19 protein-coding genes and 1 tRNA gene are annotated in these 26,711 nt (G+C 66.3%); 5 read left to right on the top strand and 15 right to left on the bottom strand.

Going from position 1 to position 26,711, the window contains the following annotated elements:
• The first annotated feature begins 1 nt into the window (after position 1).
• Positions 2-2,347: a glycosyltransferase family 39 protein gene (locus C5B90_RS17880; protein ID WP_115883316.1), complete on the top strand. Its 2,346-nt coding sequence runs from the start codon at positions 2-4 to the stop codon at positions 2,345-2,347.
• A 66-nt stretch (positions 2,348-2,413) separates the two neighbouring features.
• Here C5B90_RS17880 and C5B90_RS17875 read toward each other — a convergent pair whose 3' ends face one another.
• Together C5B90_RS17875 and malA are read right to left on the bottom strand one after the other, a co-directional pair.
• A complete protein-coding gene (locus C5B90_RS17875) occupies positions 2,414-3,712 on the bottom strand; it encodes an MFS transporter (RefSeq protein ID WP_199517553.1) in 1,299 nt (432 codons plus the stop codon).
• 545 nt (positions 3,713-4,257) lie between these two features.
• On the bottom strand, positions 4,258-6,291 hold the full coding sequence (gene malA / locus C5B90_RS17870; protein ID WP_304465972.1) for an alpha-amylase MalA: 2,034 nt from the start codon (positions 6,289-6,291) through the stop codon (positions 4,258-4,260).
• Between the two features lie 174 nt (positions 6,292-6,465).
• On the opposite strand from malA, the gene C5B90_RS17865 reads away from it, so the two are divergent.
• On the top strand, positions 6,466-11,001 hold the full coding sequence (locus C5B90_RS17865) for a glycoside hydrolase family 15 protein (protein ID WP_115883313.1): 4,536 nt from the start codon (positions 6,466-6,468) through the stop codon (positions 10,999-11,001).
• A 107-nt stretch (positions 11,002-11,108) separates the two neighbouring features.
• Positions 11,109-11,594: an SRPBCC family protein gene (locus C5B90_RS17860; protein ID WP_115883312.1), complete on the top strand. Its 486-nt coding sequence runs from the start codon at positions 11,109-11,111 to the stop codon at positions 11,592-11,594.
• A gap of 44 nt (positions 11,595-11,638) precedes the next feature.
• Here C5B90_RS17860 and C5B90_RS17855 read toward each other — a convergent pair whose 3' ends face one another.
• The 8 genes from C5B90_RS17855 to C5B90_RS17820 all read right to left on the bottom strand — a co-directional run bounded on the left by C5B90_RS17855 (position 11,639) and on the right by C5B90_RS17820 (position 18,701).
• Positions 11,639-13,660, bottom strand: coding sequence for a response regulator (locus C5B90_RS17855; protein WP_115883311.1), 2,022 nt, complete (start codon positions 13,658-13,660; stop codon positions 11,639-11,641).
• A 139-nt stretch (positions 13,661-13,799) separates the two neighbouring features.
• Positions 13,800-14,681 carry a DMT family transporter gene (locus C5B90_RS17850; RefSeq protein WP_115883310.1) on the bottom strand — a complete coding sequence of 294 codons (882 nt, stop codon included), beginning with the start codon at positions 14,679-14,681 and terminating at the stop codon, positions 13,800-13,802.
• 79 nt (positions 14,682-14,760) lie between these two features.
• Entirely contained in the window at positions 14,761-15,513 is a 753-nt protein-coding gene (locus C5B90_RS17845) for a class I SAM-dependent methyltransferase (protein WP_115883309.1), read from the bottom strand.
• 119 nt (positions 15,514-15,632) lie between these two features.
• A complete protein-coding gene (gene queC, locus C5B90_RS17840; RefSeq protein ID WP_115883308.1) occupies positions 15,633-16,358 on the bottom strand; it encodes a 7-cyano-7-deazaguanine synthase QueC in 726 nt (241 codons plus the stop codon).
• A gap of 69 nt (positions 16,359-16,427) precedes the next feature.
• Complete coding sequence (locus tag C5B90_RS17835) at positions 16,428-17,201, bottom strand: 7-carboxy-7-deazaguanine synthase QueE (protein ID WP_115883307.1); 774 nt, start codon at positions 17,199-17,201, stop codon at positions 16,428-16,430.
• Complete coding sequence (locus C5B90_RS17830; RefSeq protein WP_115883306.1) at positions 17,201-17,677, bottom strand: 6-pyruvoyl tetrahydropterin synthase family protein; 477 nt, start codon at positions 17,675-17,677, stop codon at positions 17,201-17,203. The genes C5B90_RS17835 and C5B90_RS17830 overlap by 1 nt, the downstream gene beginning before the upstream one ends.
• A gap of 144 nt (positions 17,678-17,821) precedes the next feature.
• Positions 17,822-18,205 carry a thioesterase family protein gene (locus tag C5B90_RS17825; protein ID WP_008093723.1) on the bottom strand — a complete coding sequence of 128 codons (384 nt, stop codon included), beginning with the start codon at positions 18,203-18,205 and terminating at the stop codon, positions 17,822-17,824.
• A gap of 217 nt (positions 18,206-18,422) precedes the next feature.
• Entirely contained in the window at positions 18,423-18,701 is a 279-nt protein-coding gene (locus tag C5B90_RS17820) for a hypothetical protein (protein ID WP_115883305.1), read from the bottom strand.
• A gap of 147 nt (positions 18,702-18,848) precedes the next feature.
• Here C5B90_RS17820 and C5B90_RS17815 point away from each other — a divergent pair, with 147 nt between their 5' ends.
• Positions 18,849-19,214: a 2Fe-2S iron-sulfur cluster-binding protein gene (locus C5B90_RS17815; protein ID WP_115883304.1), complete on the top strand. Its 366-nt coding sequence runs from the start codon at positions 18,849-18,851 to the stop codon at positions 19,212-19,214.
• Positions 19,215-19,387: 173 nt separating this feature from the next.
• On the opposite strand, the gene C5B90_RS17810 is transcribed toward C5B90_RS17815, so the two are convergent.
• The 3 genes from C5B90_RS17810 to C5B90_RS17800 form a co-directional block, all read right to left on the bottom strand.
• Positions 19,388-19,461 (bottom strand) — tRNA-Tyr (locus C5B90_RS17810).
• Between the two features lie 73 nt (positions 19,462-19,534).
• The gene (locus C5B90_RS17805; protein ID WP_115883303.1) at positions 19,535-21,577 is read right to left on the bottom strand and encodes a DEAD/DEAH box helicase; all 2,043 of its coding nucleotides are present in this window, start codon (positions 21,575-21,577) and stop codon (positions 19,535-19,537) included.
• A 90-nt stretch (positions 21,578-21,667) separates the two neighbouring features.
• Complete coding sequence (locus C5B90_RS17800) at positions 21,668-22,150, bottom strand: hypothetical protein (protein ID WP_115883302.1); 483 nt, start codon at positions 22,148-22,150, stop codon at positions 21,668-21,670.
• Positions 22,151-23,565: 1,415 nt separating this feature from the next.
• Between C5B90_RS17800 and C5B90_RS17795 the strand changes: the two genes are divergently transcribed.
• Positions 23,566-24,771, top strand: a complete 1,206-nt coding sequence (locus tag C5B90_RS17795; RefSeq protein ID WP_058827741.1) for a Cdc6/Cdc18 family protein — start codon at positions 23,566-23,568, stop codon at positions 24,769-24,771.
• A gap of 175 nt (positions 24,772-24,946) precedes the next feature.
• Here the strand turns inward: C5B90_RS17795 and C5B90_RS17790 are convergent, their stop codons facing one another.
• Positions 24,947-25,516, bottom strand: a complete 570-nt coding sequence (locus C5B90_RS17790; protein WP_115883301.1) for a winged helix-turn-helix domain-containing protein — start codon at positions 25,514-25,516, stop codon at positions 24,947-24,949.
• Between the two features lie 297 nt (positions 25,517-25,813).
• Positions 25,814-26,374 (bottom strand): TATA-box-binding protein, encoded by a 561-nt coding sequence (locus C5B90_RS17785; RefSeq protein WP_004041616.1) that lies wholly within the window; start codon positions 26,372-26,374, stop codon positions 25,814-25,816.
• Between the last annotated feature and the right edge of the window lie 337 nt (positions 26,375-26,711).

Raw genomic sequence — 26,711 nt, 5'->3', positions numbered from 1 at the left:
GATGGGTCGGCGAGACTCGAAGACGGACGGCTCTCTCCCGCTTGGCGACCGCGTGCGAACCGCAGTCCGCAGGCTCGCGTTTGATTTCGACTTCACCGTCGACATCAACCGGACTCGAACGCGTCGACGACTCGCCGCGCTCGGCGTCTCGCTGCTCATCGGCCTCGTCGTGACGTGGTTCGCGGTCGACCTCTTTCCGTATCACACCGTCAACGACGACGAGGGCGTCTATCTCATGCAGGCCGCGATGCTCCTCGAAGGCAAGCTGTTCCTCTATCCCGGCCAACTGACGGAGGCCGTCAGACCGTGGTTCTTCGTGGTACAGGAGACGCCGAGCGCCCCCGGCGGCGTCCAGCTCTACTCGAAGTACTCGCCGGCCGTACCGGCGCTGTTCGCGGTCGGCCTCGCCGTCGGGCTTCCGAACCTCGTGTTAGGAGCTATCGCCGCGGTGTCCGCCGCGCTGGTCTACACGCTCGCGGCCGACGCGTTCGACCGGACGACCGGCGTCGTCGCGGCGGGCCTGCTCGGGCTCTCGCCGTTGTTTCTGCTCACTTCGTCGACGTTCCTCGCGTACGCGCCGACGACGATGCTCAACCTCGGCTTCGCCGTCTGCTACGTCCGGGCCGCCCGCCGTGACTCCTCGGGCTACGCCGTCGTCGCCGGTGCGCTCGTCGGCGCGGCGTTCTTCGCCCGCCCCTACACCGCCGTGCTGTTCGCCCTGCCCTTCATCGCCCACTCGCTGTGGGCGCTCGCGACCGCCCGCCGTGCGGGGACCGGCTGGGTCGTCTTCCGCCGGTACGTCGCCATCGCGCTCCCCGGCCTCGCGTTCGTCGGCCTGACGCTCGCTTACAACGCCGTCGTGACGGGCGACCCGCTCACGTTCCCCTACATCGCCTTCGCCCCACGGGACGGTATCGGCTTCGGCGAGCGGGCCATCCTCGGCTACGAGGTCTTCTACACGCCCGAACTAGGGATTGAGACCGCAGTCGAGGCGCTCGACTTGCTCGCGACGCGCTGGGGGCCGATGGGCTGGCTCGGCACCGTCGCCGCGGTGTTCGGCCTCGGCGTCACCGCCCGCCGCTGGTGGGGTCACAAGACCGGTCGAAGCCTCCGTGGGAGCGCGAGACGCCGCCATCACGGCCTCGGCGGCCGCGACCGCGCTTTCGCCGAACTCTCCGACGACGCCCTCGCCTGCGTCGTCGCGGGCGTGTTCGCCTCGGTGTTCGTCGGCAACGCCGCCTTCTGGGGGACGCACAACGGCCTCCGAAACGGCCTCATCGACCTCCTCGGCCCATTCTACCACTTCGACGCGCTCGTCCCGCTCGCGGTGTTCGGCGCGGCCGGAATCGTCGCCGGCGCTCGCCTCCTCCGCCGGCTGGCCCACCGCCGCTTTTCGGCCTCGGAGGCCCGCGGCGTCGTCTTCTCGGTGCTCCTCGTCTCGGCGCTTATCGCCGGCGGCGTGACGGTCGAGGCCGTCGAGGAACCCTACGACGAGAACCGACTCCGAACCGAGAACCTCGCGGCGACCTACGAACCGCTCCTCGACGCCGGCTTCGAACAGCCGCCGCTGACCCCGTCCGTGCCGGGCATCGATACCGGCGGTCTCGGGGGCGGTGACGGCGGAATCGGCCTCGGTGGCGACTCGACCGCGGCGGGCAACGAGACGAAGGCGCTCGTCTTCCACCCCGACCCCTACGGCGACTGGTCGGCCCATCCCTTCCAAGTGCTCCGCAACGACCCCGGCTTCGACGGCCCGGTGGTGTACGCCATCGACGACGGAGCCGAACAGGACTTCACGGTCCTCGACGCGACGAATCGGACCCCGTACCGGTTCACCTATCAGGGGACGTGGACCGGAGCGGTGGACGCCGTCGAACCAGAACTGACCCGACTCGACGTGCTCGCTGGCGAGCGGGTCGAGGCGACGACGACGCTCGGCGCGCCCGAGGGGACGAACACAGTGTCGGTCCGCGTCGAGACCGACGAGGGCTACGCCCGCTACGACGCGGCGATGGCCGAGAACCTGACCGTCGAGTGGTCGCTGACGCCGGCCGGCGTGGCCGTGACGAACCGCCCGCTGGCCGCCGGTCCAGAACGGCTGTCGATTCCGCCGGGCGCGAGCGAGGTCGACCTCGCGGTGACCTACGTCGGCGACTTCGGCGAGACGGTCACCTATCGGCAGACCGTGACTGTCGAGCGCTCGGGCGGCGAGGTCCGGGTCGTCTGGCCGCCGGAGACCCGCGTCTGCCGGCTGACCACCGACTGCGGGACCGAAGGCGCATGGGTCGGTCCCGACGGCGACTACCTCGACGGCGTCTCGGTCGAGACCGACGCGCGCGTCGCCTGAGCGAGAGCCTGCGGCTCTCGGGCAGTCGGTCGGAAAAAATGAAACGTCGGGGTTGGGGTCGGCGGCTCAGTCGTCCGCCGGGCCGGTCGTGCCCGACGAGCCGAGGAAGCCGTCGATAGTCGCGCGCTTCGCGATGTGCGGGCGGTAGACCCACGCGTTCAGGAGGACGATGGGAACCATCGTCGCCGCGACGAGCGCGTAGCCGACGTGCAGGTTCGGCAGGAGCACCGACGAGTAGACGAGCGGGTAGGCGATGCCGCCGATGGTACCGACGCCGCCGACGACGCCCGCGACGGCCCCGGAGCTGTTGGGGAACATCGCCGGCACCTGCGCGAAGATAGCGCCTTCCGCGAACGCGCAGGCCATGCCGACCATGAAGCCGGCGGCCACCGCGATGAGGACGGCCCCCGAGAGACCGGCGAGCGTCATGGCGAGCATGGCGACGACGATGAACGAGAGCGACACGAACGTCCACTGCTCGCGGTAGCGACCCTTGAACACGGGCAGAATGTCCATCTCCTTGCGCGCCAGCACGTCGCTGACGTAGCCGCCAATGGGCCGGAGCAAGCCAGCCGCGATGGAGAACGTGGCCGCGAACGTGCTCGCGAGCACGAGGTTGTCCGTGTTGAACGCCTCGCGGTAGTAGGTGGCGAGCCAGCCGTTCATCGAGAGTTCGAGACCGAAGCTCATGATGTAAGCGAGCGCGAGCGCGACGGTCCCGTACCGGGTCGCGGTGTGGACCCACTGCTTGAGCGTCGCGTTGTCGGCGGTCGCCTGCCGGCGCTCGTCGGTCGCAGCGGCCTCGCCGAGGAAGTAGTAGGCGATTGCGAGCAGAATCGAGACGATGCCGGTGTAGAAGAACGCCGCCCGCCAGTTGCTCTGGAAGAGGGGGCCGCTCCAGTCTGGCCCGAACACGCGGGGCAGGATGAGCGCGCCGCCGGCGGCACCGGCGTTCCCGACGCCGGCGTAGATTCCCTCGGCCATGCCGAGGTTCTCCTCTTCGAACCACTCGGAGACGTGCTGGATACCGATGACGAACGTGATGCCCGCCGTGGCGACGATGAGGCGTTCGATGAAGAACACGGTGTAGCTCTCGGCGAAGGCGCTCGCCATCGAGAACACCCCGACGTAGCCGAGGACGAGGGCGAACACCACCGGCGCACCGAACTTGTCTGAGAGCCAGCCGGTAAGGATGCGGCCGAACGGCGCGAGCCAGATGGCCGCGCTCGCCAAGATACCGATTTCGGCGAGCGAGAGTCCGAACTCCTCTGCCATCGGCCCCGTGAAGGGCGCGAACGAGAACCAGATGAGGAACGAGAAGTTGAACCCGATAGTGGCGAGAAGCAGCGTCCGCCACTTGGTCATCTTTACGAGACCCATACGCCTACCCCCGCCACAGTAGCACAATCATGTACAATTCTGCCGTTTTCTTGCATCGGTTTGGACATCATGTAGCGGATAGCACAGAGTTCTAATTGAAAAGCTCTGCCCACAATGCCCCATAAACACTTATCGAATGTTTAGAGAACTGGGCCAAATAGAAACAATATTACCAATATTATTCGATAATATACCGAGTTGTACCGTGGACATATGTCCAAAAACACCCCGAGAATATGAATCTGGTGGTGAGTTCTCGGCGACCGTTACAGGTCGCGTCGCCAGATGACGGCCGCCCCGTTGGTGAGTGCGGCCGCGAGCGGGTCGGTCGAGGCGGTTGAGTCGTCGAGTTCCTCGACGCCGGGAGCGACTAACGTCGGTTCCCAGCCGCCGGTACGGTCGGCGTGCAGGGTCGGGAGGGGGAGTTCGTGTTCATGGTGAATCGGGCTGGTCGGGTCGAACGACGACGAAATCGGAGGTGGAAGCGAAATCGGAGACGACGCGAGCGTGGAAACGGGACGTGCGGGGCGTTACGCGAGCGGGCAGACGACCACGTCGTCGACGCGGATGCCGCCCTCGGCGGCGACGGAGTCACCGGAGACGATGTCGGTCGCGTCGACCGCGAGGTCGCCGACGTCGACCGTGGTCGCGCCGGGGGCGAAGTTGAGCGCACAGAGGTATGAGCCGTCGTCGTGGTCGCGGACGAACGCGACCGCGCTGTCGGAGTCGGCTTCGTAGTCGATGCGGCGGAACGTCCCGTCGTACCGGAGCGCGGGCGTCTCGTCGCGGACCTCGATGAGGCGCTCGTAGTGCTCGCGGATGTCGTCGCGGGCGTGGTCCCACGCGAGGGCGTCGCGCCGGCCGCGCTGGCCGATTTCCTGTCCGCCGTAGACCATCGGCACGCCGGGGAGCGTAAACAGCGCGCCCGCGGCGGCCAGCGCCTCGTCCTCGCCGCACTCGACGATGTAGCGCGTCTCGTCGTGGTTTTCGAGGTAAAGCATGAACGCCGCGTGGTCGGGGAAGCCGACCTGCGTGCGCTGTTCGATGGCGTCGAGGATTCGTTCGGCGGGCTCGTCGCCGCGGCCGACCTGCCGGAGCGTGAAGTACAGCGTCGTGTCGAAGTGCATGTCGAACATGCCCTCGTGGAAGTCGGCGATGTACGGGATAGTCTCGTCCAGAAGCAGGAACTCGGGGTCTTTCGCCTTCACGCGGTCGCGAATCTCCTGCCAGAACGTGTCGGGGACGGCCCACGCCATGTCGCAGCGAAAGCCGTCGACCACCTCGGCCCACATGTCAACCGCGTCGAGCAGGTACCGGCGGACTTCGAGGTTCCGGTGGTCGAAGTTGGCGATGTACTCCCAGTCGAAGTAGGTGCCCGGTTCGCCGCTCTCCTGCCACTCGTACCAGTCGTAGTACTCCGAGTCGGGGTTCTTGTAGGCGTCTTCGAAGAACGGGTGGGCGCGGGCGGAGTGGTTGAGCACGAGGTCGAAAAGCACCTTCATGCCGTGGTCGTGGGCGGCCTCGACGAACTGCTCGTAGTCCTCGCGGGTGCCGAGGTCCTCCGCGATGTCGTAGAAGTCCACGATGTTGTAGCCGTGGGGCGCGTGGTCGTTCTGGAGGACGGGCGTGAGCCACAGACAGTCGACGCCGAGCGATTCGAGGTAGTCGAGACGCTTTTCGAGCGCCTCGAAGGTGTTGTCGGCGTCCTCGTCGTCCGAGGCGTAGCCGCGGACGTAAATCTCGTAGAGCGTCACCTCCTGTGCCCACTTCGGCGGGTCGTTGGGGCGGGAGATGGACGCGTTCCGCGCGCCGGAGCCGTCGGCGTGGCCCGTTACGTCGGTCTGGACCGCTTCTGTCTCCGCCTCGGCGAACCCGCCGTCGGCGACGGCCTCGCGCTCGACGGTCACGGTGTCGGGCACGCTGTACGTCTCGTCGAGGGCGACCGCGTGGACGCGGAGTCGGTCGCCGACCGCCGAAAGCGGGACGCGGAGCTCCCAGCCGTCGGTCTCGACGGCCGCGTCGTCGACCTCGTCGCGGTCGTCGACGACGAACTCGACCACGAGGTCGTCGCGGACGGTGTCGCTGTCGGGGTTCGGTTGCGGGTCAGCGCGGACGACGACCACACCGTCTTCGACGGTCGCGTCGAGCCTGATTCGAGGACGGCCTCCCTGTCCCCGCTGGGCGTCGCCGGCACCGCTTCCGGAGCCGGACGCGCCGCCGCTGAACCCCGTCGGGCGCGCGGAGCCGCTCTGTCCGCTGTAGCCGCTCATCCCGCTCATCCCGCTCGCGCCGCTCCTGACGGAGCCGGCGGGCAGGTAGGAACCGGGAAAGACCCGGACGGTGAGCGTGTGCGTCGCGTTGGGCGCGTCGAGTTCGACGACGTAGCGACCGGCCGCGTCGGGCGTGAACTGTACGACTGCGGTGTCGGCGTCGAGTTCGAGGCTGCTGGCGACCGGCGCACTCCGAACCCGCCACGAGTAGTCGGCGTCGGGGTCGGGGTCACGAGGCGCGAGTTGTACTGACTCGCCGACAGCCATGAACTGCGGCGGTCCTGGGTGTTGCATACTCACAAAGAACGTGCCGGGTGACTTTGAGTTTACCCCTGATGGAACCAGCGTTCCGGTGAGAGACGGGTTCTACCGAGTCCCCTCGGCGTCTCCCGAATTCGTCGGTTTGCAGGCATAAATGATGGGAGATGGGCGGCCAATACTTATGGTTCGAGACCCTCGTCTACCTCTATGCGACTTCGGACCGCCTTAAACGAATACAAACGCGACCGGGGCGGACGCTTCCCAGAGGAGTGTCGGACCTCGGACGGGGCGTTCTCCGGTCACGGGGACCGACTCGTCTACGTCGGCCTCGATGGGTCTCTCCGGGATTACTCCGCTTCACTTTCGGGCCTCTACGGTATCGACCGCTCTCGGTTCGGCATCGAGGCGGACGGTGAGACACACTGGTTCGACGAGTTGGAGTCCGTGCGACAGCACTACTACCGGGAGACGAGCCTCGTCGAGACCGAGTACGACGCCGGGGAGTACACCGTCCACCAGTACGACCTGACGCTCGGTCGCGCCCACGTGACGCACGTCGAGCTTCGCGGCGCGATTCCCACCGACGCCCACCTGACCGCCTTTCTCACCTTCGCCCCCGAGGGCCGAGAGACGCGGGTCGGTCGGCTCATCCACGAGGCCGGCGGCCCGAACGACACCCAAGCGGTCGAAGTGTTCCACCGGAACGAACACGACTACGTCACCGCGTCGACCGGACTCAGCGACGTTCGCGGCCAGATTCCCGAGCGGTTCGACGAGATTCTCTCCGAGGACACCTTCGACTTCCCGCGGGACGCCGTCCTCGAACGCTACGAGGACACCCACCTCTCGGGCGACGTGGTCGTCAGCGCCCCGCTCGAACAGGAGGGCCGCGCCGCGAGGACGACCCTCGTCACCCAGCTTTCGGACCACAACGAGATGGCTCGGACCGACGCCCTCGCCGACCTCCGACACTGTTCGGTCCAGCACGCGACCGCCGACGCGCTCCGAGAGGCCGCCCGCGAGCAGGCCGAGGTGTTCGTCCCCGACGGGACGCCGCGTGAGCGAATCGTCCGCGCCGACCTCCGGGCGCTGTCGCTTCTGACCGCGCCGAGCGGCGCGCGCATCGCCGGCCCCGAGTTCGACCCGTTCTACGCCCACTCCGGCGGCTACGGCTACACCTGGTTCCGCGACGACGCCGAGGTCACCCAGGCGCTCGCGCACGCCGACGGCGCTTTCGGCCTCGGCCTCGGCGACCGCCTCGCGACGAGCGCCGAGTTCTACTGCAAAACCCAACTCGAAGACGGCACGTGGCCACACCGCGTCTGGGCCGTCGACGGGACCGTCGCCCCCGGCTGGGCCCACGGCCGCGTCGAAGGCTCCGGCGACGAGGAGTATCAGGCCGACCAGACGGCGAGCGTCGTCGCCGCGCTCGCGTCGCTCCTCGCCGAACGCCGCGACGACCTCGACGACGAACTCGTCGGTCGCATCCGCTCGACCATCGCCGCCGGCGTCTCGGGGCTCGACAGCAGTCTCGAATCCGACGGGCTTCCGAAGCCCTGTCAGAACGCGTGGGAGAACATGAGCGGTCGATTCACGCACACGGCTGCGACGTTCCTCCAAGCGTACGCCACGGTCGCCACCGCACCCGTGAACGACGACCTCCGGGACCACGCCGCCGAGCAGGCGACCGCGGTGTACGAGGGACTCGACGAACTGTGGTCCGAAGAACGCGAGGTCTACGCCCTCCGAATCGACGGAAACGGCGACCTCGACGACCGCCTCGACTCGGCCACGTTCGCCCTCGTCGACGCCGTCGACGCCTACGCCGACATCGAGGAGATCGATTCGAAGACCGGCAACCGGCTCGTCAAGCACATGGCCGCGACGCTGAAGGGGCTCTACCGGAACCCCCGCGGCGACGTCGCCGGGCTGGTCCGGTTCGAGGACGACTACTGGCGCGCCGACGGACAGGACGGCGAGAAGGTCTGGTCCGTCTCGACCGCGTGGGGCGCGAACGCCGCCGCGAAGTTCGGCGTCCTCTGTGACCGAATCGGCAAGGACGGCCGCCGATTCGTCGAGCGCGCGACGAACCTCTACGAACTGCTCCAACCCGACGGCCCCCTCACGACCGAGGCGGGCTACCTCGCCGAGCAGGTGTTCGACGACGGGCGCTTCGACAGCGCGACGCCGCTCGGCTGGCCCCACGCCATCCGGATGGAGACGACGGCCATCCTCGCCGACATCGACGCGCTCCCCGCGCCGAAGCCCGCGCCGACCGGCCCGGAGAACCGGCCGCGGTGGACGACCGGCGAGAAGTACGGCATCGGAACCGTCGCCGACCACTACGCCGAAGACCCCTCTCGCCTCTGGTTCACCCTGACCGAGGGCGCGCTGACCGAGGTCCGCTTCCCGCGGGTCGACCTGATGAACCTCCGGACGCTCGACTTCCTCGTCGTCGACGCCGACCCCGACGACGAGTACACGGCGCGCACTCACAACGAGACCCGGCGGGACGACCACGCCGACACGGTCGAACGCCGGGCCGAAATCGTCGACGACGACGCGCTCGTCTTCCGCCACGTCGTCACCGAGACGGGCGACGGCCGCGGCCACGAGTGGGAACTCACCGTCGAGTACATCATCGACCCCGAACACGACGCGATGCTCGCGGACGTGCAGTTCGAGTCCATCGACGGCGACGAGTACGAACTGTACACCATCGCCGACACGGCGCTGGCGAACACCGGGACGAAAGACCGCGGCATCCGCCTCGGCCAACTCGGGAGCTACCACCTCGTCGCCCGCGACGCGGGCGCGTTCGACGCCGGCGACGGCCACGAACCGCTCCTCATCGACCAGAACGGCAGGGAGTACAGCGTCGCCATCGCGCTCACCGCCGCCGGCCGCTTCGAGTGGGCCACCGTCGGCGTCGCCGGCTCGCGGTACCTCGCGGACTTCTTCTCGAAGGGCGAACTCCCGAGCGCCCAAGAGCGCATCGACGACGAGAACGTCGTGCTCGTCGGACGCATCGGCACGGGCGACGAACTCGCCGAGACGCTGGCGCTCGGCTTCGCCGAACACGCCGACACCGCCGCCGCGCTGGGTGAGGCGGCCGGCGCGCTCACCCGCGGCTACGAGACGGCGCGGGCGGCCTACACCGACTCGTGGGCGGACTTCCTCGCCGACAAGGAACTCCCCGGCTCGGTCGCCGCCGACGACGAACTCGCCGCGCAGTACAAGACCGCGCTCATGAGCCTGCGGGCGGTCGAGGACAAGACCTACCTCGGCGCGGGGCTCGCCTCGCCGTCGGTGCCGTGGGGCGAGGCCGTCCCCGCCGAGGAGGCGAAGGGGTACGGCTACAACTTCGTCTGGTCGCGTGACCTCTATCAGGTCTTCACCGTCTTCGAGGCCGTCGGCGACGTCGAAACGGCCATCGACGCGCTGGAGTACATCTACACCTACCAGCAGGACGACCGCGGCTTCATCCCGCAGAACACCTACCTCAACGGGCGGACCCGCTGGGGCGGCGAGCAGATGGACAACATCTCGTTCCCGCAGGTGATGGCGTACATGCTCTACGAGCGCGGCGTCGCCTTCGACGACGTGGCCTACGACTACGAGAACGTCAAGTACTCCGCGGACTACGTCGCGCGGAACGGGCCGCCGACCGCACAGGAGCGCTGGGAGGAGGAAGCCGGGTACTCGCCGTCGTCCATCGCGGCCGAAATCGCCGGCCTCGGCTGTGCGGCGTCCATCGCGCTCGACGAGGGCCACACCGAAGACGCGCTCGTCTGGCTGGCGCTGGCCGACGACTGGACCGAGCGCGTCGACGACTGGACCGCGACCCGGACCGGAACCGACCGCAACACGCACACGCCGTACTACGTCCGCATCACCCGCGACGGCGAACCCGACGCCGGACACCTGCGGACGCTGGCGAACAACGGGCCGACGCTCGACGAGCGCGAAATCATCGACGCCGGCTTCCTCGAACTCACCCGCCTCGGCATCAAGCCCGCCGACGACGAGATAATCCGGAACTCCGTGAAGGAAGTCGACGAGACCATCCGCGTCGACACGCCCCACGGACCGGCGTTCTACCGGTACAACGGCGACGGCTACGGCGAGCGCGAGCGCGACGAAGAGGGCGCGCCGTGGTCCGTCGACGCCAAAGGGAAAGGTCGGCTCTGGCCGATTTTCACCGGCGAGCGCGGCGAGTACGAACTGCTCGCCGGGACCGAGGAGGGCGACCTCGCGCCGGACAACCTGCTGCGGACGATGGCCGCCTTCGCCAACTCCGGCCGCATGCTCGCAGAGCAGGTCTGGGACCGCGAACACGCGACCGACTTCAACTGGGAGTTCGGCGAGGGCACCGGCAGCGCGACACCGCTGGCGTGGTCGATGGCCCAGTTCGTCCGCCTCGCCCACGGCGTCGACGCCGGCGAACCCGTCGAGACGCCCGCGTTCCTCCGCGAGCGGTACGTCGAGTCCGACCGCCCGAACGGGCCGTCGCTCCGTGTGAGCACGCGATTCAAGGGTGACAAGCTCATCGTCTCGGGGCAGACCGACGCCGCCGTCGTCGCGGTCAAGACGCCCGGCGAGACCCGACTCGTCGAGCCCGACGACGAGGCGTTCGAGGTCGAAGTCGCCATCGAGTACGGTGAGAACCAGGTGACCGTCGCCGCGGCGACCCACGAGGACCTGACGAAAGCCGGCACGACCGTCTCGCGCTTCACGCTCTGAGGCGCGAGGGCTGACTGCCGGCCGCGCCGCCGCAGGTGGCGATTCGACGACTTCTTTCGACCCATTCCGCCAGCACCGCTTTTCCGTCTCCGGCCTAACGGTCAGGTATGCCGGTCTACCAGCGTCGAACCCGCGTCGCCGCCCCGCTCGAACGCGTCTGGGAGTTCCACTCGGACGTGTCGGGACTGGAGGCGCTCACTCCGGCGTGGATGCACCTCGAAATCGAGTCGGTCCGCGGCCCCGACGGCGAAGAAACGCCCGACGAACTCGTCGCCGGGACGGAAATCGAGATGTCGATGCGACCGTTCGGCGTCGGCCCGCGCCAGCGGTGGACCTCGCGCATCCTCGACCGCGAGTCGGGCGAGGGAACGGCGTGGTTCCGCGACGACATGGTCGGCGGCCCCTTCTCGCGGTGGGTCCACACCCACCGCTTCGTCGCCGACGGCGACGAGACGATACTCGAAGACCGTGTGGAGTACGAACTCCCGTTCGGCCCCCTCGGCGACCTCGCGGGCGTCTTCGGCGGCGTCGGTTTCGAGGGGATGTTCCGGGGGCGCCACGCCGAGACGAAGCGGCTGTTGGAAGAACAGTGAACAGTAAACAGTAGGAACAGCAGTCGAGTCAGCGCGCCGACGGCTCAGTCGTCGCTGAGCGAGAAGCGTGGTTCGACCTCGGAGCGGACGCCGCCGATGTCGAACTCGAAGCGCGCGCCGCCGAGGTCGGATTCGGGCGCGGTCGCCTCGATGTCCCACCCGTGCGCCTCGACGATGCTCTCGACGATAGAGAGCCCGAAGCCCGTGCCGGACTCGGACGTGGTGTGGCCGTGTTCGAAGACGGTGTCGCGCTCGTCAGCCGGGATGCCGGGGCCGTCGTCGGCGACGTAGAAGCCGGTCTCGGTGGGGCCGACGCGGACGGTCAGTTCGTCTGCGGCGTCGCCGTCCTCGTCGTCGGGGCAGGGGCCGCCGTGTTCCACCGCATTTCGAAACAAGTTCTCGAACGCCTGCTGGAGCCGGCCTTGGTCGGCCTGCGTGGAACCGAGGCCGTCCTCGACGACGAGAACCGCGTCGTCGCCGGTGTCGACCGCCTTCCACGCCCGCTCGGCGACGTTCTCGATGGCGACCGAATGCGTCTCGCCGACTTTGCGGCCCTGTCTAGCCAGTTTAAGCACGTCGTTGAGGAGCGTGTCCATCCGGGTGACACCGTCGAGTGCGCGGTCGAGGTAGGTCACGTCCTCTTCCTCGCGGGCGAGTTCGACGAACCCCTTGGCGACGTTGAGGGGGTTCCGCAGGTCGTGGGAGACGACCGACGCGAACTCTTCGAGGCGGTCGTTCTGGCGCTGGAGTTCGCGCTCGCGTCGCTGGCGCGCCAGCGTGTGGGTGACGTTGTTGGCGACCGACCGCAGGAGGTCGACTTCGGTGTCGGTCCACGACCGACTCGTCTCGACCACGTCGAAGACGACGAAGCCGACGAGCGTCCACTTCGAGACCATCGGCACGGCGACGAAGCCGCCGGTCTCGGCGTTGGTGAGCACGTGCTTCGTGTCCGACGCCTCGGGCGGGAGGTCCGAGACGCGGTGGAGGCGGACGTTCTCGAAGCGGTGGAGTCGTTCGACCAGCCAGCGGGCGTCTTCGAGGGCGACCCGCGCGGGGTGCTCGCGCGGGTCGCCGCCGCGCCAGTCGTGCATCCGGGCGGCGACGTTCGTCTCGTCGTCGTAGAGGTAGACCGAACAGCGGTCGAGGTCGGCCACCTCGCCGACGGACTGGAGCGTCCATTCGATTTTCGTGCCGATTTCGTCGGTCTCGGCGCTCATCAACGACGTGGACGTGTCCAAGACGGCGTCTTTCAGGCGCGTCTCGTAGCGCAGGCGGTTCCGGCGACGGCGACGCTCCGTCACGTCCTGCAACGTCCCGATGACGGCGGGTTCGTCGTCTTCGGTTGGGCGGAGTGCGAGGTGACCCTCGCACAGGAGGTCGTCGTCGTGCGGGTACGCCGGACCGGGCGAAAGGACCGTCTCGAAGCGCTCCGTGTCGGGGGCGTCAGGGGCGACGACCCGCTCGAAGGCGGCGCGAATCTCGTCGTTGGCCTCCGCGGCGAGGTCGGCGAACTCCCGGCCGATGATGGCCTCGCGGTCGTAGCCGGTGAGTTCGCAGAAGACGCCGTCGGCGGAGGTGAAGCACCCCGAGGAGTCGAGCGAGTAGACACCGCTGTCGAGCACCTCGATGGCGGTTCCGTAGCGCTCGGAGGCCGCCTTCGCGCGGTACTGCGAGACGGCGTTGACGACCCGGTTGGCGAGGACCGTGTACTGGTCCGTGCCGGTGTCTTTCTGCATGTAGTCGGTCGCGCCGACGCGGAAGGCGTCGCGGGCGACCTCCTCGGAGCCTTTGCCAGTAAAGAGAATGAAGGGGAGGTCGGGGTGTTCGGAACGGACCGCTCGGAGGAACTCCAGTCCGTCGATATCGGGCATGTCGTAGTCCGACACGACGCAATCGACCTGTTCCTGTCGGAGTCGTTCGAGGGCGTCGGCCCCCGAGTTCGACGTCGAGACCGACAGGTCGACGTCGCCGGCCTCGCGTTCGAGGTAAATCGACACGAGGTCCGTCAGACTGGGTTCGTCATCGACGTGGAGGACACGTACGTCGGCCCCCGACCCGTCGTCCATACGGAGTAGCGACCGCTCACCGTAATGAGCGTTGTGACGCGGTTATCAGCGCCGATAACAGACTCGGAGCCGGGAGACGAACAGCCGCGTCGGTGGTCGGCCATTCGAAGGCAGAGCCGTCCGTCCCGAGCGCAGCGAGTCAGGACGCGCTGACGTAGATGCCGCCGAGGACGACGGCCCCGCCGAGGACCGTCGGGAGCGTGGGGATCTCACCGAGGAGAAAGAGAGCGAGAATCGTGCTGCCGACCGGTTCGCCGAGGAGGGAGACGGAGACGACGCTCGATTCGAGATGGGCGAGCGCCCAGTTGATGACGGTGTGACCGAAGATGCCCGGGCCGACCGCCATCCCGAGAAACAGGAGCCACTCGCGGGGCGGATAGCCCGTGAGCGGGTCGCCGCGGCCGACCGCGACGACGAGGAGCGCGGCGGCGCAGACCGAGTAGACGACGACCACGTAGGGGACGAGCGAGACCCTGCTACGGACGCTCCGGCCCGTGAGGACGTAGGCGGCCGCCGTCACGGCACCGATGACCGCGAGCCCGTTTCCGAGAAGCGGCCGCGGCGCGCCGCTGGCGGTGAGGAAGTCGGAGACGGACATGAGCACCATGCCCGCGAGTGCGACGCCGATGCCGATTGCGGTGCGGCGACTCACGCGCTCGTCGAGGACGGCCCACGCGCCGACGGCGACGAACAGCGGTTGGGACTGTACGAGCGTGACGCTCGCGGCGACCGTCGTGTGGTTGAGGCTCTCGAACCACGACGCGAAGTGGGCCGCGAGCGCGACGCCCGCCCCACCGGCCGCGAGGAGGTCCCGCCCCGAGATGGTCGCCAGCGCGTCGCGGTGGCGGACGAGCGCGACCGGCGCGAGGAGAGCCACGGTGAACAGGACTCTGTAAAAGGCCTTCACGAGGCTCGGCGCGGCGCTCCAGCGCACGAGGATAGCGCTCGTGCTAACCGCGAGGACGGCGATGCCGAGGCCCGCAAGCGGCGAGATGGGGGCGTCGGAGTCGGGCGTTGACACACCCCCACGTCGCGGGGGGCTCGCTTACCGTTTGTGGGTCTCGGCGGGACCCGAGGACCGAAGCGACGAGCCTCCTGACCTACTCCTTCCGCGCTCGAATCAGCGCCTTCGGGTTGTCAAAGGAGACGACGGAGTCGCCGTCGAACACCACGTCGAACAGGGATTTCGCCTCCTCCGGCGCCTCGCGGAAGCGACGTTCGAGTTCAGTTCGGTCCTCGGGCGAGACGTTCGTCCGCTCGGTCCACGGGTCGAATTCGAGGCGTATCGCGGCGGTCTCGACCGTCTCGACCGACAGACCCGCGGCCTCGAACCACTCGCGCCACCGCGAAACCGGGTGGAGTTCGACGTGGGTCGGGTCGCGGAGGACCTCGACGCCGTTGAGGAACTCGGCGAGGGAAGCGTCCTCGGGCGCGACGTTGTCCTCGAAGGCGAAGACGCCGCCGGGTTCGAGAACGCGCGCGACCTCGGCGACGAACCCCTCGGGGGCGGGGAAGTGGTGCGCGGCGATGCGGCAGGCGGCCGCGTCGAAGGAGTCGTCTGCGAACGGGAGACGCTCCGCGTCGGCGACGACGCCCGTGACGGGGTACTCGCGGACCGCGGTGGCGACCATCTCCGGGGCGGCGTCGGCCGCGACGACCGAGGAGACGCCGGCCTCGGCTATCGCGCCCGCGGTGTGGCCGGCCCCGGTCGCCACGTCGAGCGCGCGGGTCGCGCCGCGACACCACGACGCGAGCGTCTCGCGGTCTTCGCCGAGGCGGTGGACCTCGCTGTCGAAGTACGACTCGGCGGCGTTCCCGAACTGGGCGGCGGTTCGGCGTTTCTCGTCGCTCATGACCCGGGGTTCGCGCAGGTCGGTGAAAAAGGAGTGCGAGGAGACAGGTCGGGACGCGGGCGAACTCACCCCGTCTCGTCGGCGCTCGGGGCGCGGGGCGGTCAGCGTGTGGGACGACGTTACGCCGCGTCAGCGTCCACGTAGTCCGGTCGCTCGGCGTACGGAATCGGGTCGCGCTCGTCGAGGTTCTGGAACGCCTGCAGGCGGAACGCACAGGAGTCGCAGGTGCCGCAGGCCGGTTCCTCGGCGCGGTAGCAGGACCACGTGTGTTCGAAGGGGACGCCGAGTTCGAGGCCGCGGCGGGCGATATCGGTCTTCGAGTCGTGGACGAACGGCACTTCCAGCGAGATGGTCGTGTCGGGTTTCGTGCCGACATCGACCATGGCCTCGAAGGCGTCGAAGAACTCGGGGCGGCAGTCGGGGTAGCCCGAGTAGTCCTCGGAGTGCGCGCCGACGAAGACGGCGTCGCAGTCGTTCGCCTCGGCGTACGAGACGGCCATCGACAGGAGGTTGGCGTTGCGGAAGGGGACGTACGAGGTCGGAATCTCGTCGGCATCCATGTCGGCGTCGGCGACGGCCATCGAGTCGTCGGTGAGCGACGACGCGCCGATCTGCTTCAGGTGGCTCGTCTCGATGTGAAGGAAGTCGCGAGCGTCGAGTTCGTCGGCGAGCGCGCGGGCGCAGTCGTACTCTTTCGACTCGGTCTTCTGGCCGTAAGAGGTGTGGAGCGCGTAGATTTCGTAGCCGCGTTCCCTGGCCTCGTAGGCGGTTGTCGCGCTGTCCATGCCGCCGGAGAGGAGGACGACGGCGCGCTTCTCGTCGGTCGAATCGGGTTCGTCAGTCATGCGTGTTAGTGGAATGGGGTGGGGTAGTTCGAAGCGGATGCTTGGCGGTGCGAAGCGGGTCGCGTCGGGTCACGTCTCGGGCGCGTCGTTCCAGAGGTCGACGTGGAGTCGCGGCGTGTAGCGGTAGCCGAACGCCGCGGCGAGGTCGGCGACCTCGGTCCGGGTCCGAGCAAGTTGCTCGCGGGTCTGTCCCTCGGGCATGAGCAACACGTCGCTGTCGCGGATTTCGCGGTCTGTGACGCCGCGCACGTCGGCGACGAGCGACTCGATTTCGTCGAGGTCGTCGCGGCCGGTGACGACGAACTTCAGTTGGAAGTCCGCCGCGTGCTCGACCAACGAGGCGAGCGCGTCGAGGTCGACGCGGGCGGTCTCGTGTCGCTCGGTCCAGACGCCGGGGTCCACGTCGGCCGGGGCGTTGTCGGGCGTCGGCGTCGACGACGCGAGTTTCGGGCTGATGCTCGCGAGGTCGACCGGCGCGTCGGTTTCGAGCGTCCCGTTCGTCTCGACGGTCAGGTGGTAGTCGTCGGCGAGCGCCGACAGGAGCGCGTCGGTCTCGTCGTGGACGAGGGGTTCGCCGCCGGTGACGACCACGTGCTCGGGAGACCGCGACTCGACCTCGGCGACGATTTCGTCGAGGCTCATCCACGCGTGAGTCGGCTCCCACGAGGTGTGAAAGGAGTCGCAGAACCAACAGCGAAGGTTACAGCCGCTGGTGCGGACGAACGTGCTCGGGACGCCGGCGAGTTTTCCCTCGCCCTGGAGCGACGCGAACAGTTCGTTTATCGGGAGGCGCTCGCCCTCGGCGTCGGTGTCGTCGCGGGCGACGGTGTCGGAAACGGGCATCAGAATCCGGCGCAGAGTTCCGACGTTTCGCTGACCGAGACCGAGACCTCGGAGACGGTGTCGGGGAGCGCCGCGAGCAGTTTCTCCTCGAGCACGACGGCCATCACCTCGGCCGTCGGCGGCGCGTCGAGGACGACCGTGCCGTCGGCGTCGCCGGAGCGGTCGAACGCCTCGACTAGCGGGTCGCCCGACTCGACGAGGAAGCGGTGGTCCCACTCGTCGATGACGTCGGTCACGACGCCCTTGTCAACGACCCAGCCCTCGTCTGTGAGGTCGCCGACGACGCGGACCGAAATCTCGTAGTTGTGCCCGTGCGGGCGGTTACACTTGCCGTCGTGGTGGAGGAGGCGGTGGCCGGCGCTGATGCGGATGGGCCGGTCGCGACCGATGTGGAGGACGCGCTTGCCTGCTCGGGACAGCGGGGTTTCGTCGTCGGCTTCCGCCGACTGTGGGTGTTCTAGTGTTCCCCGAGGCATATCCGAAGATTATCACGAGAGTATTTAATTCTCCTGTCTCGCCACTGTGGGACGAATTCAGCGACTCACGAACCGCCGACCGCCCCGAAAAAGGAATCATCCCGACAGTAGCTGACCGCCCGAAGCCGAGATGAGTGGACCGAGCTACGGCTGATTCGCGATTGCCTCGCGCCACTGGTCGGGGACGCGGGTCGGGCGGCCCTCGCCGTCCATGGCGACTTGGACCGTCTCGCCGGTGGCGACGACCTCACCCTCGTAGGAGAGTGTGTAGTAGATGGGGAAGCTCTTTCCGCCGGGCTCGCCGGCCTCGACTTCCACCTCGACGGTGCCGACGCCCTCGATGGGCGCGCGGTAGTCGAGTTCGAGGTGCGCGACGACGATGTGCGGGTCGGAAAGCGGGGTGTCCATCACCTCCTCGAAGAAGCGGACGCGGGCCTGCTCGCAGTAGGTCGCGTAGACGGCGTTGTTGACGTGTCCGAACGAGTCGTGGTCACGGAACCGGACTTCCACCTCGGCGACGAAGCTCATTGCGGTGCGCGACACGGGCGAGAAATATAGCACCGACGGTTTGTCTCCGGCGGAACCGGTGGACGAACCGGCAGTAGGGATGGAACGGACGAGGGGGAACGAACGGACGAGGGGGAACGAACGAGCAGACGACAGAGAGACGGGTAAGCAGATGGTGGAGAGACGTGCGAGAAAGATGGGAGAGAGACGAGTGAAAGGGGAGCGGAAACGGGACGGCTCAGTTCGCCGTCCGAGCGGACTGGTCCGCCGGAGCGGACTGCCGGCCGTGGAGTGCGACGGCCTTCCAGACGTTCGAGCGCGAGCCGGCGCGAACCATCTCGACGGGGACGCGAGCGCCCTCGGGGAGGGACGCGAGCGTGTCGCGGATGCGCTCTGACTCGTAGGCCACGAGGTGGCGCGTTTCGTTCGTCTCGTGCAGTTCGACCGTCATCGTCTCGTGGTCGTTCATCTCGACGCGGACGTTCACCAACACCGGCGCGGACGCGAGGGTCACCATCACGCTCACCTACGAATCCGGCCGTCATAAGCCGTTATAATACTGATATCTTCGGGTATGGACTCTACATAGACGACGAGAGAGCCACGACCGGAAGGGTGACCAGCAGGGGTACACCCATGTCGGGGCAGGCCTAACGACCGACGAATGACCGACCGCGACTCTCGACCCGAGGGTGGCCCGACTGACTCGACCGTCACGGTCCGCGTCCGCGACATCGACGGCAAGCGCGTCACCGACCTCAGCGTCGAACGCGGGACCGTGCTCCGCGACGCATTACTCGACGCGGGTATTTCGCCGTACGCGCGGCTCACGAAGCGAGTGAACTGCAGCGGGCGCGGCCTCTGTGCGACGTGCGGCGTCCGAATTCGGTCGGGAGAGCCGACGCCCGACAACTGGCACGACGACCTCGCGGCGCGGTTCGGCTACCCACGGCTCTCGTGTCAGATTCACGTCGACGAGTCGATGACGGTCGAACTGGTCGAGAAGGCTGTGTGGGGCGGGCGGGAGTAGAGGGTGTTGTGGGGTGAGACTAAGGGAGTGAACTGACCAGTACGAGAGAAGACAGTCCGCTCTCCCTGATTTGAACTCACTCGCAACGCTTCGCGTTGCTCGCTGCTCAAATCGGGTCGAGGAGTCCTTCACATTCAACACCGCTCGCTGCGCTCGCGGGTGTTGAAGTTCAGTCCGCTCTCCCCGATTTGAACGGGGGACAAGCCGATCTACAGTCGGCTGCTCTGCCAGGCTGAGCTAAGAGCGGTCAAGAGAATCTCAATCTACGGGTAGACTTAAGAATTCTCATTCCGGGCGACCAAGCGCCCGACGACGGCCGATTACTCGTCGGTCGTCGCCGACTCGGAACCCTCCGCAGACGCTGACTCCTCGCCATCTGAATCCGGGTCACCGTCACTCGCCTCGGTGTCGAGGTCGTCAGAACTCGTCTCGCGGACGCGAATTCCCTTCCCGGCGAGGTGTTGCATCTGGCGCTGGGCAAAGTCCTCCTCGCTGGTCCCGCGAGTGGCGAGCACGTAGACGAGCGCGCTCCCCGTCGGGCGCATGGTTCGGCCGGCGCGCTGAGAGCCCTGCCGACGAGAGCCGCCGAGGCCGGAGGCGACGATTGCGAGTCCGGCGTTCGGAAGGTCGATTCCTTCGTCGCCGATGCGGGAGATGACGAGCGTGTCGAGGTCGCCGTCACGGAACGCCTCGAAGTACGCCTCGCGGCGGTGGTGGCGGGTCTCGCCGCTGACGAAGGGGACGTCGAGCGCCTCGGAAATCGCCTCTCCCTGGTCGAGGTAGTCGACGAAAACGAGCGTCTTCGAGTCGGCGTGACGGGCGCGGAGCCGACGAATCTCGAAGATCTTTCCGGGGTTCATCGCGGCGAGCATGTGCCGCTCGCGGCCGTCGCTGGAGGCCCACTCGTTTCTGTCCATGTCGTCACCCCAGCCCACATAGCGAATCTCGACTTCCGGCTCTTGGACGTAGCCGGCGTCGAAGAGCTTCCCCCAGTCGGTGCCGATAGGCGGGCCGATGAGCGTGAAAATCTCGGCTTCCTTGTCGTCCTCGCGGATGGGCGTCGCCGACAGGCCGAGGCGGTGTTTGGACTGGAGGTCGGCGCTCCGCTGGAAGACGCGACTCGGGATGTGGTGGGCCTCGTCGTAGATGATGAGCCCCCAGCGACGCGAGTCGAAAAGCGAGCGGTGGCGGTCCATCCCGGCGGTCTGGTAGGTCGCGATAGTGACGGGACGAATCTCCTTCGCGCCGCCGTGGTACTCGCCGATTTGGTCGGCGTCGAGGTCGGTCGTCGAGAGGAGTTCCTCACGCCACTGGCGGGCGAGTTCGCGACTCGGGACGAGAACGAGCGTCTCGCCGCCGACCGCGGCGAGCGCGCCGATACCGGCGATGGTCTTCCCCGCGCCAGGCGGGCCGACGAGGACGCCGGCGCGCTGGTCGACGAAGCGGTCGACCCAGTCTCGCTGGTAGTCGCGGAGGTCGACGCCGAGCGTGACGTCGAGTTCCTCGCCCTCCTCGAGGTCGCGGTCGTCCTCGACGGGATAGCCTGCGTCGTAGAGGATGCGCTTTATCGCCGCGATTTCCTCGTCTCTGACCCACGCCTCCGTGTCCGAGATGGGCGCGTAGACGTGGTCGTCGTCGAGTTTCTGGAGTGCGACGTTGCCCATGAGGCTCTCCGTCGCGGCTTCGAGGACGGTGTATCCCTCCTCGTGAGAGTAGAGACGGAACTGGTGGGCGCGCTTCCATTGGTCTTCGACCCACGCTTCGAGGTGCGGCGACCGCTCGGGGAGGACCGACCGAAGCATCGAGAGGAGCGATTCGACCTCGTCGAAGGGGGCCTGCCACACGTCTTCCTGCCGGATTCGGTAGAGGTAGCCGCGGCCTCGGCCCTCGCGGTCGCCGGTGGTGTCGGCGAGGTGGGCGAACTGCGAGAGCCTCGCCCGCGTGTACTGAGTCGGGTTGTCGACGACGATTTCGCGGCGCTTCGGGAAGAGGACGACCCGCTCGCGCGAGGCGAGTTCACCCCATTCTGTGGGATACCAGACGGTCGGGTCAGTCTCGACGTTCACCCGCTGGACCCGACCGGCGTCGGCGAGAGCGTCGAGTCCGTCCATCGCGTCCGCCTGCGAGACGCCGAGACGTCGTGCGACCTGTTGGGCGGTCACGACGGGTCGGCCCTCGGATTCGAGCGCTTCGTAGAACGACGCGAGCGAGACGCCGTCGTCGCTTTCGCTCGCCCCCTCGGTGGCGGTTGGCGACGCGTCGGTCGCGTCTGCCAGTCGGTCGAGCACGTCTGCGGAGGCGTCGGCCTCGTCGGTCTCGGCGTCTCCGTCGGGAGGACTCGGGTCCTCGTCCTCGGCAGTCATCGAAGGCTGGTACGGCCGCGACGGGGAAACGGCTTGCGACACCGAGAGCGACTCGAACTATCGAAAACGAGGCGGTTTCGTCTATCAGGGCTATCGGGACGTACTCGACTGCGCCGGAGCCATCCGGTCGAACACGGATCTGAAGTCGTCGCTGACAGTGAGGAACTCCGGGAACTCCTCGAGCGTCCGGACGCCGTCGAGGTAGACGTAGTCGACCGGTTCGGGTGGAATCTCCTCGAACACCTGAACCGGACCGCGTTCGGTGAGGCCGACGAACGGACGTCCCTCGGGGTCGGTCTGTGGAGTCAGTTCGTGTTCGAGGTACAGTTTCGCCATCGCGAGCGCGCTCGCGAGCGGGACCTGTCCCGGGGTCAACTGCCACGTGACCTCGCGGTCTTCGTAGTGGACGGTGGTCACGTAACCGTCGTCGAACCGGAAGCAGTCGACTCGCTCTCCCGAACGAGACCACCGGGTCTCCGTCGAACGGGAGCATTCGAGAGACCACTCTCGGTCGTCCCCGCGGCCCGACACGGCTTCGCTGAGGCGCACCCACACGCGACTGAGCGCACGCATACAGTATCGGTTCGTTCCCCTGGGTAATTGCATTGACGCCACGCTAACGACACTGTCCGTCGCGGGAGAACGTTCCGAGCGTGGGCGAGCCGGGGTGCACGTGAGTCGCATGCACACCACGTTTCCGGTGAACGAGAGAGCGAAAGTCGAGTCGTAGATATCGACAAAAGTCGGTGCCGGCAGTCGGTCGGCACCGATCAGTTACCGACCCGTCCCCGCGGGAAGTACCACACCTCGCTTCCGGTGAATCGCAACTCCGCGTGAAACGGTCAGAGACACCACGTTTCCGGTGAATTGGTCGAAATATGCGGGAGTGAAATCCGACCTCGACGGCGAGGCTACCTCGAACCGCGAGCGGCGGGGACCGCCGGTCGAGACCGACGGCAGAAGGTCGCGTCGGCTGAACGCCGCGTCGACTGAACGTCGCGTCGGTGGTCTCGTTTCGAAGTCAGCGAATTCCCGATTCAGCCGCTGCCAACCGACCGAGCGGAGAACGTAGCAGCGCTGACAGACACCACGTTTCCGGTGAAATTCGACACGATGGGAGGAGGCAGTAATCACGTCGGAATCGGTGTCGGCCCGCTGGCGAGCCACGGGAACAGAGTCACGCGCACACCACGTTTCCGATGAACTGCCCCGAGTGTCTCTCTAAGGGAGGCGCGCCGAACAGCGGCCGTTGACGCCCGTCCTTTCTCCGTAGTTTTCGGCCTGGTCTGAATCGGTCCATTTATTACCAACACACCACGTTTCCGGTGAAATAAGCCGATGGAGGCGCGCTACTACCAATATCGACACAACCCTCTGGGCCGGTGTGAGACACCTCGTTTCCGGTGAGCAACTGGCCTGTGTCAACTACTGACGGTCAACTGGTCGCTTTCTCCGAGTCAGTGGAACGGGAGCCTACGTATAACAACAGTTAAATAGTTTATTTGTGTTAACGACCATTGATACACTCGCAAACAAAACTATACTCGAAACTCGAGTATTAGTCGACCCGAACAATACGTCTCAAAGCGCGTGCCTTCGGTGTTTTGGTCGTCTCTTTCGATGCTTGCGAGTCTCAGAGAACCTGCGCTCTCGGTCGTGTCGCCGGTTACCGCGGACGACGTTGATTGAACTCCGTTACGATGACAACGAGTACATTCAGCGTGGTCAGCACCGGAAGTACCGGACTCTCAGGTTTTGTCTCCGTTTTTATCTTCGTTTTCGTCTTCGTTACTGGACGAGAGACAATCCGTGATTCCTCGATCCTCGCTGGGTTAGATAGACTCCCTCACACCGTGTTTCCGGTGAATCAATACCTCCGTTTCGTGTGGACTGGAAACCGAGGTTCGTGGTCGTTCACCGGAAACGTGGTGTGTGTGTGCTGGGTCGAATGGTAAGTCCTTTCACCGGAAACGTGGTGTGTTGCGAACATGCCTAACGCCAGCGACGACCTCTTCACCCGGGAGGACCCCATCTTCGCCAACAAGGAGTTGTTGGAGATAAACCACCTTCCCGGGGAGGGTCGCATCGTCGGTCGTGACGACGAGATCTCGGATCTCGCGACCGCGGTGAACCCCGCCATCTTCGGACAGAGCCCGAGCAACGTCCTTATCTACGGGAAGACGGGAACGGGGAAATCGCTCTGTGCGAAGTACGTCTCCCAGCGACTCGTCGAGACGGCCGAAGAAGAGGGAGTGAAAGCGACGTTCGCCTACGTTGATTGCGCGCAGGACACGACCGAGACGCAGGCCGTCCAGACTATCGCCGACAGCGTCAACGACACCGCGATTACCGGAATCAAAGTCCCCGACAAGGGGCTCTCGACGTCGACGTACTACAAACGACTGTGGCGCATCCTCGATTCGCTGTACGACGTCGTCCTCATCATCCTCGACGAAATCGACAAACTGAGCGACGACGACATCCTCATGCAGCTCTCGCGGGCGGGGGAGGCCGGCAAGATCGCCGGCTGTAAGCTCGGCGTTATCGGAATCAGCAACAAGATTCAGTACAAAGACCGGATGGACGAACGGGTGAAATCCAGCCTCTGCGAGCGTGAGTTCGTCTTCCCGCCATACGATGCGAACCAACTTCGCGACATCATGGACGCACGCAGCGACGCGTTCCGCGACGGCGTGTTGGACCCGTCGACGATTCCACGGGCCGCGGCGCTCGCCGCCCGCGAGCACGGGGACGCGCGGAAAGCTATCGACATCCTGCGGTACGCGGGTGAGATCGCCCAGTCTATGGGCGCGAGCACGGTCAGAGAGAACTTCGTCACGCAGGCGCGACAGCGCGCCGAGACCGACCGCTTCCGCGAGTTGATTCGCGGGTCGACGCCCCACTCTCGCTACGTGTTACAAGCGCTTGCTATCCTCTCGCTTTCCAACCAACAGCAGGACGGTTTCCGAACGAGTCGTGTCTACGAGGTTTACGAGAACATCTGTCGGCAGCAGGGTTCCGATAGCCTCTCACTTCGGCGGGTCCGCGACCTGCTGAAAGAACACGCCTTTCTCGATATCATCGAACAGTCGAAACACAGCGGTGGAAGTGCGGAAGGAAGCTACACCAAGCACCAACTGCTCGAAGATCCGGACGTAGTGAAAGACGTCCTCATCGAGAACGCCGACACCTGACGGGGAATCAGGGTGCCGACCGAAAGCACGTAAGGGCCGAATCGTCTAGTGGGGGACGCTGCACCGCTGCAAGTACATCTCTGTCGAGCGAGGTCTTATATTTTATTGCAATGGTGTGTGATTGGAATTATCACGTGTGATTGGGCCGATCACACTATCGGTTGCCGAGGGCGAGTCACGATTCGAGTTGTTCGAGCGGGATCGATGTCGAACAGACGGATTCGTACAGGCTCTCGACCCACGAGACGACCTCCGGGGCGTCACCGTCGACGAGGGCCGTCAAGTTACCGTGTTTGTCGTAGGCGGAGACGACCCCGTGGCCATCGACCAGTAAGAGGCCGAAGTCGAGGTCCTCGTCGGTGACTCGGAGTTCGAACTGGTCCAGGTCCTGCGCGCGCTCGAACGACTCGGGGTAGGCGTCCATCGATCGTTCGAGGACGTCGCGGTCGACGACGAGTTCCATCCGCGTGTCCGGGCCCAATACGTCTTTGGCCGACTCGTTGAACACCCGACTCACGATGGGCGTGACGCCGCGGAAGCGGTCGACCGGCTCGTTTCCGACGATGGTCAGGTATCTGTTGAGCGGTGCGTGAGGGTCGTTGTCGGCAGCGGTGGTGATGTTCATCTGGCTGAGGACGCCGGGCGGTGCGCCCTCACAGATTTCCGCGGCGTTCGCTAGGAACTCGCTCATCCGATCGGCGCACTCGACCGTACTGATGAACTCCACGTACTGGTCGTGGACCATCACGCCACCCGCGGTGAGATGATAGACTCCCTCGGTCTTTTTGACCCACCCGCGGTCACAGAACCCTGCGAGTGTCCGCTGTGCCGTCTCCCTCGCACAGTCACAGATGTCTGCGAGGTCAGTCGGTCGACGCGGCTCGACTGCCAGCGCTCGGAGAATAGCTTCCCTGCTTTGCGACCCGACGAGGAACGCAACGTCCTCCCGCGCACTCATGTCCCATCCGTTGGACTGTTTCGTATTTTACACTTGCGGGTGTTCAGGTCCGTACGCGGCGAAAAATCGAGAGTTCGGGAGCGTCTATCCGAGCAGTCCGAGTGCGTCGATCCGCTCGACGATCTCTTCGACTGCGGTCTCCGCGTCGTCGGTCCGCTTTCCGCCGGTAATGACGATTTTCCCGGAACCGAAAAGCAGGATGACGACCTTCGGCTCGTCCATCCGATAGACGAGGCCGGGGAACTGTTCGGGCTCGTACTCGACGTCTTCGAGGCCGAGACCGATAGCCAGCGCGTTCAGGTTCAGGTTGTGTCCGAGGTCCGCGCTGGAGACGATGTTCTGGACGGTTATCTCTGGCTCGTCGTCGACGGGAATCTTCAACTCGCGAAGCTTGTCGAAGATGATTCCCAGTGCGTCGTGCACGTCGTCGATACTCTTTGCGCCCGTGCACACGATCTTCCCCGAGCGGAAGATGAGCGCAGCGGCTTTCGGGTCCTGGGTGCGATAGACGAGACCCGGGAAGTTGTCCGGGTTGAAATCTGCACCGGGGAGGTCGTCGGCGAGGGCTTCGAGGTCGAGCTCCTGACCGATCCCGGTCGATGCGACTACGTTCTGAATCTCGATGGAGTCTGCCGGCCCACTCATTGCTCGCACGTGAATCGTACCTCCGGCCTTATAAAGCGACCCGTTATAAACCGACTTCAACGGGTCGATTCTATCGACACCTCGCACGCACGCGAAACTAATACATTGATTTCTCCCTCGACCGAATTGATGTCACAACTGACCGCGCGTGAAGTTATGGCACGCCTCGTGTCTATTTTTCTCACAGAGCCACTAAATCAACGGGGTTAAATGTATCCCCGGCATTCGGATTAATGCGAAGAAGCGCACGGGGGCACTCCCCCCGAACGCTTCCACCGAACGCCCCGACCCAAGGTCGTCAGGCGCTCACCGGGATGACACACCTTCCCGGGGGTCG

Origin of the sequence: Haloferax sp. Atlit-12N (assembly GCF_003383095.1) — an archaeon.
GTDB lineage: Archaea > Halobacteriota > Halobacteria > Halobacteriales > Haloferacaceae > Haloferax.
Note: the sequence above shows the minus strand (reverse complement) of the source record. Positions and strands in the feature narration are given on the sequence as shown.

Excerpts from the sequence above, each read along its gene's own strand:
- C5B90_RS17880 (WP_115883316.1), top strand. The coding sequence starts at position 2 with ATGGGTCGGCGAGACTCGAAGACGGACGGCTCTCTCCCGCTTGGCGAC.
- C5B90_RS17875 (WP_199517553.1), bottom strand. The coding sequence starts at position 3,712 with ATGACCAAGTGGCGGACGCTGCTTCTCGCCACTATCGGGTTCAACTTC.
- malA (WP_304465972.1), bottom strand. The coding sequence starts at position 6,291 with ATGCAACACCCAGGACCGCCGCAGTTCATGGCTGTCGGCGAGTCAGTA.
- C5B90_RS17865 (WP_115883313.1), top strand. The coding sequence starts at position 6,466 with ATGCGACTTCGGACCGCCTTAAACGAATACAAACGCGACCGGGGCGGA.
- C5B90_RS17860 (WP_115883312.1), top strand. The coding sequence starts at position 11,109 with ATGCCGGTCTACCAGCGTCGAACCCGCGTCGCCGCCCCGCTCGAACGC.
- C5B90_RS17855 (WP_115883311.1), bottom strand. The coding sequence starts at position 13,660 with ATGGACGACGGGTCGGGGGCCGACGTACGTGTCCTCCACGTCGATGAC.
- C5B90_RS17845 (WP_115883309.1), bottom strand. The coding sequence starts at position 15,513 with ATGAGCGACGAGAAACGCCGAACCGCCGCCCAGTTCGGGAACGCCGCC.
- queC (WP_115883308.1), bottom strand. The coding sequence starts at position 16,358 with ATGACTGACGAACCCGATTCGACCGACGAGAAGCGCGCCGTCGTCCTC.
- C5B90_RS17835 (WP_115883307.1), bottom strand. The coding sequence starts at position 17,201 with ATGCCCGTTTCCGACACCGTCGCCCGCGACGACACCGACGCCGAGGGC.
- C5B90_RS17830 (WP_115883306.1), bottom strand. The coding sequence starts at position 17,677 with ATGCCTCGGGGAACACTAGAACACCCACAGTCGGCGGAAGCCGACGAC.
- C5B90_RS17825 (WP_008093723.1), bottom strand. The coding sequence starts at position 18,205 with ATGAGCTTCGTCGCCGAGGTGGAAGTCCGGTTCCGTGACCACGACTCG.
- C5B90_RS17820 (WP_115883305.1), bottom strand. The coding sequence starts at position 18,701 with ATGGTGACCCTCGCGTCCGCGCCGGTGTTGGTGAACGTCCGCGTCGAG.
- C5B90_RS17815 (WP_115883304.1), top strand. The coding sequence starts at position 18,849 with ATGACCGACCGCGACTCTCGACCCGAGGGTGGCCCGACTGACTCGACC.
- C5B90_RS17805 (WP_115883303.1), bottom strand. The coding sequence starts at position 21,577 with ATGACTGCCGAGGACGAGGACCCGAGTCCTCCCGACGGAGACGCCGAG.
- C5B90_RS17800 (WP_115883302.1), bottom strand. The coding sequence starts at position 22,150 with ATGCGTGCGCTCAGTCGCGTGTGGGTGCGCCTCAGCGAAGCCGTGTCG.
- C5B90_RS17795 (WP_058827741.1), top strand. The coding sequence starts at position 23,566 with ATGCCTAACGCCAGCGACGACCTCTTCACCCGGGAGGACCCCATCTTC.
- C5B90_RS17790 (WP_115883301.1), bottom strand. The coding sequence starts at position 25,516 with ATGGTCCACGACCAGTACGTGGAGTTCATCAGTACGGTCGAGTGCGCC.
- C5B90_RS17785 (WP_004041616.1), bottom strand. The coding sequence starts at position 26,374 with ATGAGTGGGCCGGCAGACTCCATCGAGATTCAGAACGTAGTCGCATCG.